The organism is Ammonifex thiophilus, from assembly GCF_003368535.1.
In the GTDB taxonomy this organism is placed as follows: Bacteria; Bacillota; Desulfotomaculia; order Desulfotomaculales; family Ammonificaceae; genus Ammonifex; species Ammonifex thiophilus.
In genome coordinates, this window is the sequence record NZ_QSLN01000001.1 from 13,878 (window position 1) to 31,119 (window position 17,242).

Genomic DNA, 17,242 nt, shown 5'->3' on the forward strand with positions numbered 1-17,242 from the left:
CCCCTCACCTGAACTACAATGATATATCATAGCGAACCACCCGAAAGAGGAGGAAGATTCCCTTGACCTCCACCCTTTCCTCTTGGTGGCAGGGAAGTCTGCTCTCCCGGATGCAAAATTTCCTGGGTCGTGCCTGGCAGAGCAGCCGGCTGGCCCGCTTTCTGGCCGCTCGGCCCTTCTGGGAAGGAAAGGCTTCCCTGGTCATGGCAACTCTGGCCAAGCTGGCGCCCCATTCCTGGCGGGTACGCTGGGAGGAAGGGACGCCTCCTCTCCCCTGGGCCGCCGGAAGCAGCCTCTTGCGCTGGAGCGAACCGAGAAGCTATTACCTCTTGCTGATGCTCACCGCCTACCCCATAATCGACTACTTCATCCGCTACGGCCAGCCGGTAGGAAGTGTAGCAGGCGGCTGGAAGGAAGCGGCCCTTATACTCGGCCTGGGACTGGTGGCGGCCAAGCTCCTCTTGCGCGGTAAAGAAGCTTATCGCCCCAACCCCATAGCTTTTCCCCTGGCCGTCTATTTCGCCGTTTACATTTTCCTCTTCTTCGTCCGCTCCCCTGACCTCGGCATAGCCTTTGAGGGGTTGCGCATTTACCTGGAGTACGCCCTCTGGTTCTGGGTAGGCTTTTACCTGCTTGACGACGAGCGCCAGCTTCACCTTTTCTCCCTATGCCTCCTTCTCTTCACGGCCGTCCTGGCCTGCCACGGCATCTGGCAGTACATAAACCGCGTCCCCATTCCCCCGGAGTGGGTCGACCAGGCCGAGAGGGAAATAAGGACACGCGCCTTCTCCCTAGTCAAGAGTCCCAACATACTGGGTTCGCTGTTAAGCCTGGTTCTACCCCTGGGCGTGGCTGGCTTCCTTACCGCTGGCCATCGCTACAGCCGCCTACTCTACCTGGCCGTAACTTCCGCCTTGGCCCTGGCCCTCATCTTCACCTTTTCGCGGGGAGCCTGGTTTAGTGCCGTCCTGGGGCTCGTCCTCCTGGGCCTGCTTTCTTATCCCCCGCTCATCTGGGGGCTGGCGGTAGCCGCCGGAGCCACCCCTCTCGTCTTCCCCAGTGTGGCCCAGCGCCTCCTTTACCTCTTTTCTTACAGCTACTACGTCTCCAGCCAGCGGGGAGGGCGTTTCATCCGCTGGCAGGCCGCTCTGGAGAAGCTTCAGCACCACCCCCTGGCAGGAGAGGGATGGGGGCGCTTCGGCGGAGCCGTAGCCGCCCGCTCCATCCCCGGCAGTTTCTACGTGGACAACTTCTATCTGAAGACCGCCGCCGAGGGCGGCCTTATAGGCCTAGGTGTCTTCGTATGGCTCATCGTCGTTGCCTGGCGGGCTGCCTACCAGGTCGTCATGCGGCTGGAAGGGAACCACCGCCTCTGGGCAGCCGCTTATCTGGGAGGCTTAAGCGCCGTACTCCTGCACAATACGGTGGAAAACGTGTTCGAAACCCCTCTCATGAGTACCTTCTTCTGGCTTCTATTAGGGGTGCTTCTCTCCTTTCCCTTTATCACTGGTGAGAAGGCGCGCCACCAGCCGCGCATCTAACGCCGCTCGCTGGGAAAGTTCGGCCACGCGCTGCCGGAGCCACAAGCGCACCTCTTCTTCCTCGGCCAGCAGCCCTTTAACTGCTCGCAGGAGTTCCTCGGCCGAAAGAGGAGCCAGCGGCAGGGAAGGTAGGCCCACCTGGTTCATGAAACGATCCACTTTGGGATCGTAGCTCAAGCCCACTCCAGGTACCCCGGCCATGGCGGCAAAGATCAGAAAGTGAAGCCGCATGCCTACGGCGCAGGTGAGGTGAGACAGAACCCCCACAGCCTCCTGGAAAGAAAGCCCGGACGATAATAAGACCGCCCCCTCGATCTTTTCCCTTAGAGGGGAAAGAATCTGGATGTCGTCGGGATGGAAGGGCACGAGCACCACCTGCCAGCCCTCCTCCCGCAGATGTCGGGCCAGGTCCGCCACCGCTTCCCGGGCCTCTTCTACCCGCGGCCAGGGGCGCAAGGAAATTCCCAGGATTTTGCCTTCTCCCACCCCCGCCTGGCGGAGTATCTCCCTTCCCTGCTCTTTCTTCCCTCCCATTTCCAAGGCTAGCACCGGATCGGCGGTAACGTAGAGGGGGCGTCTTACCCCAAGCCTTTCCAACTCCAGAGCCGAGTCCTCATCGCGCAAGGTGACGAGATCGGCCAGGCGTACCACCTGCTTCACCAACCAGCGGCTGAAGAAACGGCTGAGCGGCCCTATACCCTGCCCGTAGAGGCAAACCTTTTTGCCCAAGAGCTTGGCCCCCAAGACGAGCAAGGCGTAATAAAGCACGTTGCCCCTGCTGGTTACGTCCTGGAAGAGGCTGCCGCCCCCACTCAGCAGAAGATCGGCCCGGCAAAGCTCCCGCCAGACGGAAGCCAAATGGCGCCGGGGAACAGCCTTCACCCCGAAGTTTTGCGCCGTGTCCGCCGGTCGGGCGGAAAGCACCACGATATCTACCTCGGGGAGCGCATTTCTAAGCTGGGTTATGATGGCCAGGAGCATGGCTTCGTCCCCGCAGTTGCCGAAACCGTAGTATCCGGAAATTAGCACCCTGGGCACTACCCAACTCCCCCGCTCTTTCCTTTTCTTGAGCGCCAGACCCGCCAAGCGAAGCGCGGCAGAGAGGTCATGCGCCCCAGCCTCCGCGGCTCGTTTATCAGACGCCACAGCCACTCCAGCCCCATCTTCTGCCACCAGAGTGGTGCCCGTTTTACGCGCCCGCTCAGAACGTCGAAGCTTCCCCCTACCCCCATGAGGATCGGCACTCCCAGCTCCTCTTTGTGCCGGTCTATCCAGCGCTCCTGGCGGGGAGAGCCTAGCCCTACAAAGAGAAAGTGGGGAGAAGCTCGGCGCACCCGCTCCAGCACCTCCGGCTCCTCCGCCGGCGTAAAGTAACCGTGTTGGGTGCCCGCTACCTTGAGGGAGGGGAAGCGCTGGAGAAGCTTTTGCGCCGCTTCTTCCGCCACCCCGGGCCTGCCCCCAAGGAAATATACCCTTAGACCCTCAGCCGCTGCTCGCCGGCAAAGGGCCACCATCAAATCTATCCCCGCCACCCTCTCGGGCAAGGAAAAGCCCAGCTGGCGCGCCGCCCAGAGTATTCCCACACCGTCCGCCGTGACCAGACTGGCCCTCCAGGCGATTTCCAGAAGATCCCTCTCCTTCTGGGCTCGGAAAAGAAACTCAGGGTTGAGGGTTAGGATCTGGTGGCTTCCCCCCTTCTGCAAAAGCGAGAAGATTTTCCCTACCGCTTCTTCCAGGGTCACCGGATCCACCGGGGCCCCTAAAATGACTACTCTTTCCCCCATACCTAGTTAGAGGTTCGACGGGAAGCGAACAAAACCTCTTCTCTTTCGAGCCGCTCCTCCTGTCGCTTAAGCTCTTCCTTTACCCGCCGCGGCGTAAGCCAAGGAATGAAGGGAAAGGCGAGAAAGACCAGCCACAGGGCCACCCAGAAAGCATCCCCCATGGCCAGCACCATGGCCTGCTTTTGGGCGATCCCCGCAAGCAAGGTCTGCGCCAATCCGTCGCCCCCGCCCATCCCCGCCACCAGGCCTTTGAACTGGGTGTAATAGTGGTAGCCCAGGGGGTTGGTCAGACTCACCTCTTCCGCCAGGCGTTCCGCGTGAAAGGCCATGCGGTTGGTCAGGACATAGCTCACCAGGGCTATGCCGAAGGAGGCAGCTACCTGGCGAGTAACCGAAGCTATGGCGGTGGCTTGCCCCGTGCGCGCCGTCGGGATGGTGTTGATACCCGCGGTCATGAGAGGCATCATGGCCAGAGCCAGCCCGGCGTTGCGAATACAGAGCAAAAGCTGCAGATGGTGGATGGGCATGTCCGCTGTCAGATGGATAAGGGCGTGGGTAACTGCAGCTACTATGCTCATGCCCAAAAGGCCGGGAAAAACCGCCCCTACTGTGTCGAAGAGCTTTCCCGCTATCGGCATGAAAAAGGCAGTGGTCAAGGCCGCTGGCATCAGGATAAGGCCCGTCTGCATGGCCGAATAGCCCTGGATGTTCTGGCAAAAGAGGGGGACCAAGAATATCCCGACAAAAAGGGCGATGGAAGTCAGATTGCTAGCCACCAAGCTGGCCATGAAGGTGGGGTTCAAGATCAGCCGCACGTCCAGCACCGGGTTGGGTACACTCAGCTCCCAGAGGATGAAAAGCAGGGTGCCGAAGAGGGCGCCGACGATGAGGAAAACAATGCTGGGTGAAGTCCAGCCCCAGTCCTGCCCCTTGCTCAGAGCCAAAAGTAGGGCGAAAGCCGAACTTGCCACCAAGAAAAGGCCCGGCCAGTCGAGCTTCAGATCCTCTTGGACAGGAGTCTCTTCCAGGACCAGCCATCCCCAGAGAACGGTGAAGATGCCGATGGGCAGGTTGATATAGAAGATCCAGTGCCAGGAGACATAGTCGACGAGGTAGCCCCCCAAGGTGGGGCCGATGGCCGGAGCCACGGTCATGGTCATCCCCCAGAGTCCGGTGGCTACCCCTATCTTTTCCCGGGGCCAGATGCGGAAGAGGTAAGCCATGCTCAAGGGGATGACCATGCCGCCGCCCAGAGCCTGGATAGCCCGGGCCACAATGATGGAAGTGGTGTTCCAGGAAAGGCCGCAGAGCGCCGAAGCCAAAACGAAGGCCAGTACACTGCCCAGGTAGGCCTTCTTGTAGCCGAAGCGGTCTCCCAAGAAGCCGGCAGCGGGTATGACCATCCCGCCCACGAGCAGATAGATGGTCATGACCCACTGGATTTGGTCTTCCGTGGCGCTGAAAAGAGCCATGAGGTGGGGCAAAGCCACGTTGACGATGCTGGAGTCGAGAACCCCCATAAAGGTTCCGAGCACCAGAACTCCTAGGGAACTCCAGGGCAAGGCCCGCTTCTCTTCCATGCCCGATCTACTCCCGTGCAAAGATCTTAACCTCGGCACTCTCGCCCAGGCGCAAGTCGGCCCCTTTCGCATCCAGCAGGTAGATCTTCACCGGAACCCGCTGAGAAACTTTAACGAAGCTGCCGCTGGTGCTGCGGGTAGGAATCAGGGAAAAGGTGGAAGCCACCGCGGTGTTGATTTCCGCTATCCTTCCTTCAAAAACCCGGCCGGGAAGGGCATCTATGCGAACCACCACCCGCTGGCCCGGGTGAACCCGCCAGATCTTGCTTTCATCCACGTTGGCCGTGATGTAGAACTGCCGCGGGTCTCCCACCAGGACGACCGGCTGTCCTGCTCCTACCACTTCCCCCGGGCGGGCGCTCACTTTCAACACTATCCCTTTCACCGGGGAACGCACGATGGCCAGGTCGGGGTCGGCCCCAGGAGGCAGGGAACGGTTGTCCAAGCGCAAAATTTCCTGTCCCGGCTCCACCTGGTCTCCCTCTTTCACCGGAATGGAGGCTATCTTACCCGCCACGGAAGGGCCCAGCCGCCACATGGGGCCATCCACGTAGGCGTCCTCGGTGGTCACGTAGTGGGCATTTTGGTACCAGTAATAAAAGCCTATTCCTCCTATGGTCAGCAAAAAGAAAAGCAGTACCGCTACAAAGGCCGCTTTAGGCTTAGGCATCTGCCGCTATGCCCCCTTCCGCTACCGGCTTACCTGCCACTTACCAGCAATTTCCACTTTACCGCCCTTGTCGCCTAGTCGGTCTTGGCCCGTAACCACCACCCAATCTCCCGCTTTTATCCCTTCGCGCACCACCACCCACCGGCCGTCGGAAGGACCCAGCAATACCCTCTGAGGCTGGGCTTCTTTACCCTTCAGTGTGAAAACCACCGGCTCTCCCTGGCGCCAGGTGACTGCCTCGCGGGGGACGAGCACCCCTTTCTCGCCACCCAGGAGGACCACCGCTGCCATGCCGGGTTTGAGCTTCAGGTCGGGGTTGGAAAGCTCGACCTGTACCGTGTACCCTTTGGTCCGGGGGTCACTGGCCGGGCTTACGTGCTTGACTTTACCTTCCAGAACCCGCTCCTCCAGCGCCGGAAAGCGCACCGCCAGCTTCTCCCCCACCTTCACCTGGTTTATCTTGTCCTCAGGCACCATTACCTCGACCAGAATGGGGTCGAGTTGGGCTACGGTCAGGACGGGCATGGGCATCTGGGGACCCACCAGTTCCCCTACCTCGGCGTTGCGGGCAACCACGTAACCGTCGATGGGGCTTACCACCACCGCCTGAGCCAAGTTAGCCTCGGCCGCCGCCAGCGCTGCCTGCGCCGCTTCCTCGGCCGCTTGGGCTTGCCTTATTTGGGCCGGCACTATTCTGTCCCGGTTATCCGCCGCCTGCTTGTAAAGCGCTTCTGCTCGGACCAGACCGCTCTGGGCCTGCTCCAGCGCCGCTTTGGCGTTGATGTAAGGAGTTTCAAAATCCTTCTCGAAGGTGGCTTTGGCGATGGCCCCTTGAGCCAGCAGGAACTGGCCGCGCTTGTAGTTCTCCTCGGCCAAGCGGAAGCTTTCCTGAGCCTGCTGCAAAGCCGCCCGGGCCTGGTCAAGCCCCGCCTTGGCCTGCTCCGCCTGCAGCTCCGCCTGGGCCAAGCTCGCCTCAGCCATCGCTTTCGCCGCCTGGGCTTGCTTTACCCCCGCTCGCGCCTGGGCTACCGCCGCCTCGATTTCGGGCACGCTCAAGGTGAAGGCCACCTGACCCGCCTTGACCCGATCTCCTAGGTTGAAGTTGATTTCCCTTATCCGCCCGGGGATCTTGGGAAGCAGGTTGACCTCCTGCACCGCCTTTACCTTGCCCAGAAGCTCGTCCACCTGCCCCACCCTTCCCTCCGTTGCCTGGGCTATCAGCACCTGGGGCACTTCCCCGCCCTTGGCCGGGGAAGTCCGGCAGCCAGCCACCGGGAAGACCAAGGCCAGGATGGCAAGCCAAGCCGCCAAACGCCGCATTCACCTCTCCCCTCCTTGCTCCGCCATACGAAGCACTTTAGTTATCAGACGGTCAAAAAGATCCTTCTCTTCGGCCGAGAGAACGCCGAAGTAAGATTGCCAGACCTCCTGCCTCATAGCCCGAGCCTTGGCCAAAACTTCCCGTCCCGCCGGAGTGAGTTCCAGCCACACCACTCGCCGGTCGGGGCCCGAGCGCGTGCGCTGCACCCAGCCGGCCCGGCTGAGCTTCCCGGCCAGCGCCGTGATGGCCGCTAGGGTTACCCCCAGTTCCGCCGCCATCTCCGATACACTAGCCCTCCCCTTTTCTGCTAGCACCTGCAAGAAAAAGTACGGCCCCCCGGCCACCACCGCCAGCAAGGGCAGACCTCGCCGGGTCTCGCTTCCTAAGGCGGCAGCGCTGGCCAGCCGGCGGATCATGAGCCGCATGAGTTTCTCCATTTTGCGTTGCAGCTCTTCCATCCCCCACCCCCCTTTACCGCGATACTTTAACTGTTTAACTATTCGCTTAAAAAATAATAGCTCCTCCTCGCCCGCAGGTCAACGGGAAAAGAGGAGCTAAACCTTAAATCTTTTAGCGACACAGGGTATCGAGCATCATGGCCAGAAAGATGAAAAAGAGGTAAGGACTGGAGAACTTAAAGAGGAGCCAGGCACTGCGGGGGCTGGGACGCAGAACCACGTACACGCTCAAGCCCAAGGCGGCCCCACCGGTCAAGAGAGCGGTTATCCAGTAAATGTAGCCCCAATCTCCCAGGTAGCCGATATAAAGGGAGAGGGCCACCATCAGCACCACGGTGAGCAGAAGGCAGTGCAGAGCTTTGCCCAGCGTGGTGATCACCGGCAGCATGGGCACCCGCACGCGGGCGTAGTCCTCGCGGTAGAAGATGGCCAAGCTCCAGATGTGGTTAGGTATCCAAAGCACTACTAGAGCCGCCATGAGTAGGGGCAACAAGTCGAGCCTGCCGCTTACGGCCGTCCAGCCGAAAAGCGCCGGCAGCCCTCCGGCCAAGCCCCCCAAGATGATATTCCAGGCCGAGCGCCGCTTAAGCCATAAGCTGTAAACCCCGACGTACCCTAACATGCCACCGCCCAGGCAGAGGGCAGCAACCGGATTTAGCTGCCATCCCAAAAACAAGCTTGCAAAGAAAAGCAACAGACCCCAATAAAGAGCTTTTTCTGGAGGATAAATCCTCCCCGAAGGAATAGGGCGATGGCAGGTGCGGATCATAGCCGCGTCCAGATCCCGATCCACGTAACAGCTCACCGCATTGGCCCCCGCACAGGCCAGGGTGACTGCCCACAGAGCCAAAATGCCCTGCCCCCAAGAGAAAGGATAGTTTTGTGCTGCCAGTAGCATGGGAGGCAACGAAGTGAAGACCAGCAAGAAAACCGAGCGGGGCTTGGTGACCTCCACATAAGCCTTAAACCTGTCCCACCGACTCCATTCTCCAGCCCGCGCTTCCGCCGACACAAGCTCCCCCTCCTTCTTACTTCTCTAGAGTTTATAAAGATTCGCCCCAGGCCGGTCTTTTTCCTCCTCCCTTACCTCTTGACAGCAGCAAGAAGATCCTGGTATCCTGTATACGAGATAGTTCTTCTTTTCACTTTTGCGGGGTGATAGTATGACCAAGCCCGTGTGTCAACTTTGCGGTTCGCCTGAAGGGGAGAGGGTAGTGGGCAAAAGGGGGCAGGTGGTGCTCTGCCGACGGTGCGTCAGCACCCTGGCTCGCCGGGTTTTTAAGGTGAGCAGAGCGGAAAGCTGCCCCGACTACGAGCCTACAACCGAGGTCAAAGAAAGCCTGATTTATCACGAGCCTCCCCGTGTTTGCGGCAACTGCGTTCACTACGACCCTCACACCGCCAGCTGCGTTCTCAATCCCAGCCGCATAGAAATGATCTGCACCAAGTGCGGCGCCTTTGTGCTGGAGACCCCCGGACGCTTTTGCCCCTACTGTGGAAGTGAGCTGGCACCCCTTTCCGCCACCTACGAGTGGACTATCGAGCTGGCGAAGCTCTAAGAGAGGGCCACCAGGCAGCAGCACAAGCAGCCAGCACCGGCAAAAGGGGAAGGGCATAGCGGCAATAAGCGCAGGTGATTAAGTGCACCAGGGTGAAGGCGGCGAGCAGGGCCAAAATCTTGCCGCCGCCTTCCGCTCTCCGGACAAGCAGGAGGAGAAGCCCCGTTCCCCCCGCCAAGAGAAGAGCCCGATGAAACCACCAGGTGAAGGTTTGGGGTAGCTTATCCTCCCCGCCCCAGAGAAAGACCTTGCCCCACAGGAGCTTAAATTTTCCCCAGGTATACCAGTAAAGGTAGCGCTTGGGCTGGCGGCTAAAGCCCTCCCTCAGGCGCTTCAAGGCGTAAGCCTGCTGCAAAGCGCTAGTCTCGTCCGGCGTGCGCCCCACCGGCCAGTAAGGGTTCCAGCCGTGCTCTATCCCCTCCAGCTCCACGTAGGTCCCCAAAAGCAAGGGATTTCCTCCCCCGGTGGAGAGAAAAATGAGGCGGTGAAAGGTGAGGTAGTTGCGCACCCACCAGGGAGAAAGAACCAAACAAAAGCCCAAAAGGCACAGCAAAAGGGCCTTAAAAAGTTGCTTTCTCCGCCAGATCTCCCAAGCCAAGCCTCCCAATGCCAGGCCGACCAGCACCACCCCCGTAGGACGCACTAAAGTGGCTAAGCCCCCGATAAGCCCCAGCAAAAACCACCGAAAAGAGTTCTCCCGCGCTTCAAGCCACTGATCCAGGAAGAGTAGGAGCAGGAAGGTAAATAAAGTCTCGGTGAGAAGGAGCCCGCTGAGGAGAATAAAGGGAGGGTACAGGGCAGCCAAGGCGGCTGCCAGCTCTCCCTTTCCCCACCTGCTCCCCAGGCGGTAAACGAAAAAAACGCTGGCTACCGACAAAAGAACCTGAGCGTAGCGGGCCAGGGCCAAGGCGCGACTCTCCGGGGCCAGCTTAAGAAAAAAAGCCAGGAAGAGGGGGTAACCGGGGGTGATGTAGGCCGAGGGCCGGATCTCTTCGGGCGACAGGGTCAGCGCTGGCCGAACATAAGTGAAGACACCCTTTTCTAACCACAGCTTGGCCGAGTTGATGTAACCCACATCATCACTGTTAAGGGTGAGGGTGCTTCCCCAATGATGAACAAAGACCAGCCGCACCATTAAGGCCAGGGAAAGGATAAGAAGGATCTCGGCCTTTCCCCTCATCGCGCCACCAGGCAGATCCCGCCCACGATGAAAGCTACCCCTAGCCATCTCTCCCAGGAGAAGGATTCGTGGAAGAAAAGGCAACCGGCCAGCACGCCCAGCACGTAAGCCACGCTCTGGACGGGAAGAGCGCGCGAAAGCGGCACCTTGGCCAGCACCCGAAACCAAATCAAGGTAGCCAAAGCAAAAGCTAGGAACCCGACCCACACCCTGACATCCAAGAAAAGCTTAACCCAATTGAGCCCGCTTCTTTGCACCCCGACTTTCCAAAAGATCTGCCCGGCCACCAAGAGACAAGCGTTGAGCAGAATTAGTAGCAAATCTTTAAAGGTCAAAATTCTCCCCTCCCGCCAGCGCCTTCTCCAACCTAGCTACCAACTTTTCGGGCCGGGGCAGGCCCCCCGTCGCCACTATTTCCTCCCCCACCGCCACCACCGGCAAGGGAAGTCCTTCCTCCACTATGCGCCGGGCTAAAGTGGCGGCCTCCGCCCAAGGTCCGGGACGGTGTACCTCCTGATAGACAAGAGCTACCCTTTCGCCGAAGCGCTTCTTCAACGCCTGGCGCAGGAGGTGATAGCCGAGCACCAGCTCGGCCGACTTGCCCGGAGGCGGTCAGCCGGGACGGTAACCCGGCCGCGCCGGCAGGTCCCCGAAGAGGTAAACCCTCATTCCTTCCTCCGCCTACTTTCGGCCCTAAGTTCCAGGATCTCCTGGCGCAGAAGGGCTACCTCCTGCGCCAGCCGCACCACCATCTCGCTTTGCCGGGACAAAGCCACCGCGTACTGCAGGTTCAGTAGTAAGAAAAAGAAGAAGCCTAGGAGGAACAAAGCTGAGGGGGCGTAGTAGATGCCCAGAGCGCGCGCCAGCCCTTCAACCAGAGAGCGCTTCCAGGAGAAGAGCATGAGGAAAAGCCCGGTAAGGAGCCAGAGTAGGGCATAGCGCTCCCTCAGCCAGCGCCGGCGCACTAGCTCCAGCACCACCAACCCTAAGCCCAGGCCCAGAAAAAAGGTAAGGTAGTAGACTGGCCCGCTATTTGCCATCAGCTCCCACCCTCTCCCTTCGCCGCAAAGCAGTAACGCCCACCGCCAGGAGTACCTTGGCCATGAAGTAAAGCGAACGCCAACCGCTGAGGGAAGAGACCCCTCCCTGTCGCGGGCGCATGGTCACCGGCACCTCCCGCAGCCGGAAACCTTGCCGCTTGGCCAGAAGCAGGCTTTCTGCCTCAGGATATTCGTAAGGGTAATGCCGGGCGAAGAAGCGGATGAGCTCCGGCCCCACCGCCCGAAAGCCCGAGGTAGGGTCAGTAAAGTGCTGGCGGGAAAGCCAAGAGATCAACTTCCGGAGAAGGACAATGCCTAACCGCCGCACCGGGGTAGAGCGGTAAGAGTGGGGATTCAAGAAGCGCGAGCCCACCACCATGTCGGCCTCACCCGCCAGTAAGGGAGCCAAAAGGGCAGGCAGGTCGGCGGCATCGTGCTGCCCATCGCCGTCCATCTGCACCGCTACCCGGTAGCCGCACCGCTGGGCGTAGAGGTAACCAGCCTGCACCGCCCCTCCCACCCCCACGTTGAAGGGGAGGCGCAGCACCTTGGCCCCCGCTCGCAACGCCTCTTCCGCTGTACCGTCCTCCGAGCCGTCATCCACCACCAGAACCTCTGCCTCAGGGAAAAAACTTTTTACTTCCTTTACCACGCGGGCCACCGTGGCCTCTTCGTTGTAGGCGGGAACGATGACCAAAATCGACGTCACGGGCTCGATCTTCCCCCTCTCAGGGGAGAAGTTCGCCGAAATCGCTCCTTTTCCCTTCCTGCCGTCGTTCCCTCTCTTACCCGGCCTTCCAGTATAATGGAAAGGGAACTTTTTCCCCTCCCCGGTGGTCTAAATAAGTGTCCGGATAATTTTCCGGACCCAGAGGAGGTAAGCTCCTTTGGCAGAAACCAGACATCTTCTGGAGCAGGCCCGCGCCGGCTGCCACCAGGCGTTCGAGGAGTTGGTGCTTGCCTACCAGGACCGGGTGTATGGGCTCTGCTACCGGCTTACGGGAAACCATGACGATGCCGAGGATCTGGCCCAGGAGGTATTCGTACGGGCCTACCGGGGGTTGAGGAACTTTCGCGCCGAGGCCGACTTTGGAACCTACTTGCACCGCATAGCGGTGAACCTCTTCCTCAATCACCGCCGGAAGGCCAACCACAACACTCTATCTCTGGACGATCCCGTATCGGTTCCCGAGGGGGAGCTCCCCCGGCAGGTAGCGGACGGAAACCACCTGCATCCAGAAGAGGAGACCGAAAAAAAGGAATTCATCCGCCTAGTACGACGGGCGTTAAATAGCCTCAGCCGCGAGCACCGGGCCATCCTGGTGCTGCGCGAGGTGGAAGAGATGAGCTACGAGGAGATCGCCGCCGTTCTGGGGGTGGCGCCGGGTACGGTGAAGTCGCGGCTCAACCGCGCGCGCGCCGCTTTGCAAAAAGCCCTCGTCAAAATGGCCCGAGAAGCCGGCCTGGAACTTCTGCCGGGGGAGGGAAAGGTAAGTGTACTGCCAGGAAGCAAGGAGGTTAATCTGGGAGAGTGAGGAGCTTCCTGAGGAGGCAAGGGAGCACGTAGCCAACTGCCCTTCCTGCCAACAGGTTTACTGCCTGTGGCAGAGGACGCGGCGCGCCCTGTTCCTGCCCGCTCCACCTGCCCCTCCCGGTTTCAAGGATCGGGTGGTAGATAGACTCCGGGGAGAAAGAAGGAGTCGGGGGTGGCGCTGGCTGGCCCTGGCGGCCGCGGGCCTATTGTTGCTCAGCGGGAGCGCCTGGGCCTTTTTCAAGAAGAGCGAGCACTTCCTCCCCCCACCTACCCAGGCTAGAGTAGTAGCCGAAAGGGAAGGCACGCCTACGAGCCAAGCACCAGCTACTCCTCCGGCCAAGCAAGAAAGCAAGCCGGAAGCGCCCCCGGACAAGGGAACACAACAGCGGCAGGGAGAAGCCGAGAAACCGGGAAAGAGCGCGGTCCCTGCTCCTCCCTCCCTTTCGTCCAACCAGGGAGAACCCCGAGCGGGGAAAGGAGTGGGGGCAACCGAGTCTACCAACCGGGTCTTCCTCAGCCATTCTCAGACCGTACGGAGCACTCTTTTGCGCCTGCAGGTGGCAGATGTGATAGTAGCTCAAGGTAAGGTTGAGACTCTAGCCCGACAGTTCGGGGGGCAGAAGGTGAACCAGGTCAAGCCTTTCGAGCAAATGGTGGTGTTGCAGTTCCTCCTGCCCGATTCCGAAGGCGAAGCTTTCGTCAACGCCTTGCTCCGAGCGGGCGTGGGCAGCCTGCAGAGTTGGGAAAACAGCAGCCGGGACGTGACGCAAGAGTTGGCCAACCTTAAGGTGCAGTTGGTCTCTGCTTCGCCGGCAGAGCGTCCAGCGCTGGAGCAACAAATTAAGGACTTGGAGGAAGCCGCCGCCAAGTACACCGTTACCGTGTGCTTAATGCAGGAAACGTAGCCGGTACAAGAGAACCGCCGCCTCTGCGCGGGTGAGGTGGGCGGAGGGGGCAAAAAGGTCGTTTTCTCTCCCCCGCCAGATCCCTGAGGCCGTGAGGTAAGCTACGGCCGCTCTCGCTTCTAGAGGCACCTCTTCCCAGTCGCGGTAGGAAGGAGGAGGCGTCTTTTTTATCTCCATTTTTCTGGCCAGCACGAGCGCCGCCCCGGCGCGGGTAAGAGGCTCTGAGGAATGGAAGCTCCCGTCAGGGTAAAGGCTGAAGTAGCCGGCGGCCAAGGCCGCCTTGACCGCCTCAGCCGCCCAGGCGGGCACATCCGGAGGCAGAGGAGCGCTCGGAGCCGGAGGAGATAAGGCGTAAAAGCGGGCCAGCAGGGCCGCCATCTCCACCCTGGTGATAGGCTTGTCGGGCCGGAAAGTGCCATCCTCGTAGCCGCTCAAAATCCCCACAGCCCAGAGGGCAGCGATATCATCTCGGGCCCAGTGCCCCTTGAGATCCCGGAAAGGAGTAAAGTCGGCCGCCTCACCCAGCCGCAAGCCCTTCACCCCCCCGTCCACCGCCACCAACCGGGCTGTCGGCGGAGCGGCCAAGGCGAAGTACCCCCTTTCGTCCGGCCTTATCTCTACCCGTTTCCCCCCGTCAATCAGGTAAAGGCGCCGTGCCGAGGTGAACCCTTCCCACTGCCCTTCCCCGGTGTTCCTCACCCAGAGGCGGGGAGGGGGCTCGGAAGTGGAGGCACATACCATGAGCGCCCAGTAGTTCCCGTCCAGTGCAGCCGCCACCACCTTCACTTCCTCGCCGGACCGAAGGTCGGAAAGCAAAACCGGCTGACCGTTCTTGAGGATCATGGTTCCTTCGCCCACCCTGAAACTTTGGCCACCTACCCAGAGGCTGCTTTCCCTCACTGCTTCTATTCGGCCCTCGAAGGATGAAGCCTCTCCCCGCAGAAGGTCGGCCCGCTTAACCCTCCCCTGCTCGTCCAGCAGCAGGCGGGCAAAGGTACCCGGCAGGGCCGCTACCGGACCTACCCGCACCCCATCCCGATAAAGGTCGGCCTCCGGTGTCAGCTCCCAGAAACGAGCCTCTCCCGACTGATCCTGGAAATAAACCCTTCTCCCCTCCACCAGGATTAGGCGGCCGTAGAGGGCCGGCTCGGCCCGTAGCTGTAAGAGCTCCGGCTTGTCCGGCGCTAGCACCCCCACGACGCGCTGTCCGGGAGCGAGGCCGGGAGGGGGAGAGACCCCGGGAAAAAGCGGGAAAGTGCGGCCGTCGGTAAGAGTCACTTCCTGCGGGGTGAAAGACCCAAGGACGCCGGACACCAGGCGCTGCTTGACCTCTAGGTGCAGAACCTGGCCGGTTTGAGGATCGAGCCGGAGAAGCACCTTCAGACCGGGGAGAAGACTGGGGGTGGGAGGAACACCGAAGAGGCGATCAAAGGGATCAAGTCCTTCCTCCTGGGACCTCTGAGTTATTACAAAGCCGGAGGCTAAAGGGAAGGACCCTTGGTTCACAAGGGTCACTTCCGCCGCGTTGAAGGAGAGGAGGAATCCTTCCCTCTCGCGCCAGGAAGCCTTCACCCCCCAAGCCTCCTGAGTGCGGGGATTCACGGTGAAGCTGGCTCGCACGCCGGGAGGTAAGTCCCGGGGAGAGATTGACTTCCCCTGCGCTTCCACCCACTCCTCCGCCAAGAAGTAGCCGCCGTCCTGCAAGGCCGGCGTTTCCGCTCCTACCACAGCCCCTTGGGCCAGGGAGAAAAAGCGAGCCGGAGCCAGCACCTTCTCTTCCACCACGGCATAGGTCGTGCCGTCAGGAAGGTAGTACACGTCGGTTCCCGGAAGAAGACCGGGGGAAGAGACCAACTCGCCGTTCACCACTTCTCGCACCCTGGTCGGCGCAAGCGTCCGGCCATCGGCAAGGAGAAGCTTGCCCCCCTCCACCGACTTAACTACCCCGTGAGCCAAAGGCTGGCCGTACACCAGAGCGAAAGACTGAGGGGAAACCGTGCGTCGAGCGGTTACTTCTATCCGGTAAGACCCGGGGAGCGGCCGAGGGATGACCACCTGCTCCACATTACTACGGTGATCGGGCAGGCCCCTGCCCTCAAAGTCGTTGCCCAGGAAGCGCTGCCCCCCCGGCCCGTAAACCACCAGGTCGAGGTCGTTCACCAGAGCCTCGCTCGAACCGGGCGGAGCCGGGGGATCAGTCCAGCATAGGGTCACCTTTAAGGGCCGAGTGGGGTCGGTAACCGGGAACCAGAAGGTGACCTTCTCGCCGCTAGAGATGCCCTTGGCCGGCGTGGCCCAGCGAAAAGTCCCCTCCTTCAGGGCCAACACCGTCCCCCCCACATCCAGCAGGCCGTAGCCTGTGGCGTTGTTGGGTTTGTCTCCGAGCCACCGCGCCCCGTTGATCAAAAGGGCCTTGATAAGAGCCGCCGGCGGGGAAAGGTAGCCCTCCTGCTTCAAGTACTCCCGCACCAGCAACGCTCCGCCTGCGGCTACCGCCGCCGCCTGGCTGGTCCCGTCGCCGCGGAGGTAAAAGGGGTTGCCCGGTAGATTGGAGGTGACCAGCCGCGAACACGGCCCAATGACGCCCGTGCCTGGGGCCACCAAATCAGGCTTCAGACGCCCGTCCTGGGTCGGACCTCGGCTAGAAATGTCGGCCACTTTGGTGGGGTCGTAAGTGCCGAAGAGAGGGCGGGGGTTTTCTGTGGCCCCCACTACCAAAGCGTTCTTGGCGCATGCTTCGGCCGTGAGGCTGCCGGGAGCCGGACCTCCGTTGCCCGCCGCGAATACGGGCAGGAAGTCGGGATGCAGGTAGCAGAAGCGGTCTATCTGGAAGGCGGCCGCCCCGTAGCGGGCCTCTCCTCCTCCCCAGCCGCAAAGCTCCACCCGCACCCCCGCCGCATAGGCAGGGGCAAAAAGATCCCCTAGGTCGGCCGGAGGGTTGGGGGTTTTGCCGTCCGGTCCCGCTATCGCCTGGAAGTAGATGTGCGCTCCGGGGGCGATACCTGGGAAGCGCTCCCCCCTTCCGGCCACGATGCCCGCCAATTGCGTCCCGTGCCCGGTGGGATCGGCCAGTCCCCCTCCTCCCCAGGAACGCAAGAGTTGAACCTTCCCCCTGAAAGGTGGAGGCAAGTCGTTTATGTCTCCCTTGTCCAGGCCGTTGTCAGCTATCCCCACCACTTCCCCCTTCCCGTCGAGCCCTTGGGGCAGCACAAAGCCCGGAACCCGCAAGGGGGCGCTGGCTATCACCCCGGCCGCCCGGTCGGAGAGAAAGCGGCGCTCGTAGGTGGGTTCTACCCACTCCACCGCCGGGTCGGAGGCCAGGGCGGAAAGCGCTTCCGCCGGCAGGATCACTTCCAGAGCAGTGCCCGCCCCCTCAGTTCCCCGCAGCACCCGGCCCCCTTTTTCCTTCACCCAGGAAGCCAGGCGTTCCTTAGAGCTGGCATCCCGGAAAAGGACGGTGACCCGCTTGGGACCGGTTCCGGGCTTTTCAAGCTCAGGGGAAAGCTTTTTCTCCGGCCTGTCCACCTTGCCAGCCACCGCTTTCTGCTCGGCCCCAGAGACCCGCGAAGAAGTAGAGGGCTTGTCTCCTCCGGACAGGGCCAAAAGGAATAATAAAGGAGCCAAGAGGAAAAGCCAGGCTAGATACCGGCCACGGCGTCGCATTAGCATC

General features: G+C 61.1%; 17 protein-coding genes. 4 read left to right on the forward strand and 13 right to left on the reverse strand.

The genetic code is table 11. The features are described 5' to 3' along the window. The first annotated feature begins 62 nt into the window (after positions 1-62). Positions 63-1,541: an O-antigen ligase family protein gene (locus DXX99_RS00070; RefSeq protein WP_115791489.1), complete on the forward strand. Its 1,479-nt coding sequence runs from the start codon at positions 63-65 to the stop codon at positions 1,539-1,541. Here DXX99_RS00070 and csaB read toward each other — a convergent pair. The 7 genes from csaB to DXX99_RS00105 form a co-directional block, all read right to left on the reverse strand. After that, on the reverse strand, positions 1,476-2,579 hold the full coding sequence (gene csaB, locus DXX99_RS00075) for a polysaccharide pyruvyl transferase CsaB (RefSeq protein ID WP_165847629.1): 1,104 nt from the start codon (positions 2,577-2,579) through the stop codon (positions 1,476-1,478). The genes DXX99_RS00070 and csaB overlap by 66 nt on opposite strands. Then, on the reverse strand, positions 2,579-3,292 hold the full coding sequence (locus tag DXX99_RS00080; RefSeq protein ID WP_240610752.1) for a WecB/TagA/CpsF family glycosyltransferase: 714 nt from the start codon (positions 3,290-3,292) through the stop codon (positions 2,579-2,581). The genes csaB and DXX99_RS00080 overlap by 1 nt, the downstream gene beginning before the upstream one ends. Positions 3,293-3,327: 35 nt before the next feature. Beyond that, positions 3,328-4,905, reverse strand: coding sequence for a DHA2 family efflux MFS transporter permease subunit (locus tag DXX99_RS00085; protein ID WP_115791492.1), 1,578 nt, complete (start codon positions 4,903-4,905; stop codon positions 3,328-3,330). A gap of 7 nt (positions 4,906-4,912) precedes the next feature. Beyond that, positions 4,913-5,575, reverse strand: a complete 663-nt coding sequence (locus tag DXX99_RS00090; RefSeq protein ID WP_115791493.1) for an HlyD family secretion protein — start codon at positions 5,573-5,575, stop codon at positions 4,913-4,915. 21 nt (positions 5,576-5,596) lie between these two features. Next, positions 5,597-6,895 (reverse strand): efflux RND transporter periplasmic adaptor subunit, encoded by a 1,299-nt coding sequence (locus tag DXX99_RS00095; protein ID WP_115791494.1) that lies wholly within the window; start codon positions 6,893-6,895, stop codon positions 5,597-5,599. Further along, entirely contained in the window at positions 6,896-7,354 is a 459-nt protein-coding gene (locus DXX99_RS00100; RefSeq protein ID WP_115791495.1) for a MarR family winged helix-turn-helix transcriptional regulator, read from the reverse strand. 112 nt (positions 7,355-7,466) lie between these two features. Then, positions 7,467-8,366, reverse strand: coding sequence for a heme o synthase (locus DXX99_RS00105; protein WP_115791496.1), 900 nt, complete (start codon positions 8,364-8,366; stop codon positions 7,467-7,469). 151 nt (positions 8,367-8,517) lie between these two features. Here DXX99_RS00105 and DXX99_RS00110 point away from each other — a divergent pair, with 151 nt between their 5' ends. Further along, complete coding sequence (locus DXX99_RS00110) at positions 8,518-8,913, forward strand: hypothetical protein (RefSeq protein WP_134642915.1); 396 nt, start codon at positions 8,518-8,520, stop codon at positions 8,911-8,913. On the opposite strand, the gene DXX99_RS00115 is transcribed toward DXX99_RS00110, so the two are convergent. The 5 genes from DXX99_RS00115 to DXX99_RS00135 all read right to left on the reverse strand — a co-directional run bounded on the left by DXX99_RS00115 (position 8,891) and on the right by DXX99_RS00135 (position 11,842). Continuing rightward, entirely contained in the window at positions 8,891-10,093 is a 1,203-nt protein-coding gene (locus DXX99_RS00115; protein ID WP_165847630.1) for a glycosyltransferase family 39 protein, read from the reverse strand. The two genes, DXX99_RS00110 and DXX99_RS00115, sit on opposite strands and share 23 nt — an antisense overlap. Then, positions 10,090-10,428: an EamA family transporter gene (locus DXX99_RS00120; protein WP_115791499.1), complete on the reverse strand. Its 339-nt coding sequence runs from the start codon at positions 10,426-10,428 to the stop codon at positions 10,090-10,092. Before DXX99_RS00120 ends, DXX99_RS00115 begins: the two co-directional genes overlap by 4 nt. Next, positions 10,418-10,678: a DUF1462 family protein gene (locus DXX99_RS00125; RefSeq protein ID WP_115791500.1), complete on the reverse strand. Its 261-nt coding sequence runs from the start codon at positions 10,676-10,678 to the stop codon at positions 10,418-10,420. The genes DXX99_RS00120 and DXX99_RS00125 overlap by 11 nt, the downstream gene beginning before the upstream one ends. Positions 10,679-10,758: 80 nt before the next feature. Continuing rightward, positions 10,759-11,133 carry a DUF2304 domain-containing protein gene (locus DXX99_RS00130; protein ID WP_115791501.1) on the reverse strand — a complete coding sequence of 125 codons (375 nt, stop codon included), beginning with the start codon at positions 11,131-11,133 and terminating at the stop codon, positions 10,759-10,761. Then, positions 11,123-11,842 carry a glycosyltransferase family 2 protein gene (locus tag DXX99_RS00135; protein ID WP_240610753.1) on the reverse strand — a complete coding sequence of 240 codons (720 nt, stop codon included), beginning with the start codon at positions 11,840-11,842 and terminating at the stop codon, positions 11,123-11,125. Before DXX99_RS00135 ends, DXX99_RS00130 begins: the two co-directional genes overlap by 11 nt. A gap of 178 nt (positions 11,843-12,020) precedes the next feature. Between DXX99_RS00135 and DXX99_RS00140 the strand changes: the two genes are divergently transcribed. Both DXX99_RS00140 and DXX99_RS00145 read left to right on the forward strand, forming a co-directional pair. Beyond that, positions 12,021-12,668, forward strand: a complete 648-nt coding sequence (locus DXX99_RS00140) for an RNA polymerase sigma factor (protein WP_115791503.1) — start codon at positions 12,021-12,023, stop codon at positions 12,666-12,668. Next, complete coding sequence (locus DXX99_RS00145; protein WP_115791504.1) at positions 12,628-13,572, forward strand: anti-sigma factor family protein; 945 nt, start codon at positions 12,628-12,630, stop codon at positions 13,570-13,572. Before DXX99_RS00140 ends, DXX99_RS00145 begins: the two co-directional genes overlap by 41 nt. Here the strand turns inward: DXX99_RS00145 and DXX99_RS00150 are convergent. Beyond that, positions 13,555-17,235 (reverse strand): S8 family serine peptidase, encoded by a 3,681-nt coding sequence (locus DXX99_RS00150; RefSeq protein ID WP_165847631.1) that lies wholly within the window; start codon positions 17,233-17,235, stop codon positions 13,555-13,557. The two genes, DXX99_RS00145 and DXX99_RS00150, sit on opposite strands and share 18 nt — an antisense overlap. Positions 17,236-17,242 lie beyond the last annotated feature (7 nt).

What these genes read in the sequence shown, in the direction of transcription:
- DXX99_RS00085 (WP_115791492.1), bottom strand. Translation starts at nt 4,905, where the DNA reads ATGGAAGAGAAGCGGGCCTTGCCCTGGAGTTCCCTAGGAGTTCTGGTG.
- DXX99_RS00150 (WP_165847631.1), bottom strand. Translation starts at nt 17,235, where the DNA reads ATGCGACGCCGTGGCCGGTATCTAGCCTGGCTTTTCCTCTTGGCTCCT.
- DXX99_RS00110 (WP_134642915.1), top strand. Translation starts at nt 8,518, where the DNA reads ATGACCAAGCCCGTGTGTCAACTTTGCGGTTCGCCTGAAGGGGAGAGG.
- DXX99_RS00115 (WP_165847630.1), bottom strand. Translation starts at nt 10,093, where the DNA reads ATGAGGGGAAAGGCCGAGATCCTTCTTATCCTTTCCCTGGCCTTAATG.
- DXX99_RS00100 (WP_115791495.1), bottom strand. Translation starts at nt 7,354, where the DNA reads ATGGAAGAGCTGCAACGCAAAATGGAGAAACTCATGCGGCTCATGATC.
- DXX99_RS00095 (WP_115791494.1), bottom strand. Translation starts at nt 6,895, where the DNA reads ATGCGGCGTTTGGCGGCTTGGCTTGCCATCCTGGCCTTGGTCTTCCCG.
- DXX99_RS00090 (WP_115791493.1), bottom strand. Translation starts at nt 5,575, where the DNA reads ATGCCTAAGCCTAAAGCGGCCTTTGTAGCGGTACTGCTTTTCTTTTTG.
- DXX99_RS00130 (WP_115791501.1), bottom strand. Translation starts at nt 11,133, where the DNA reads ATGGCAAATAGCGGGCCAGTCTACTACCTTACCTTTTTTCTGGGCCTG.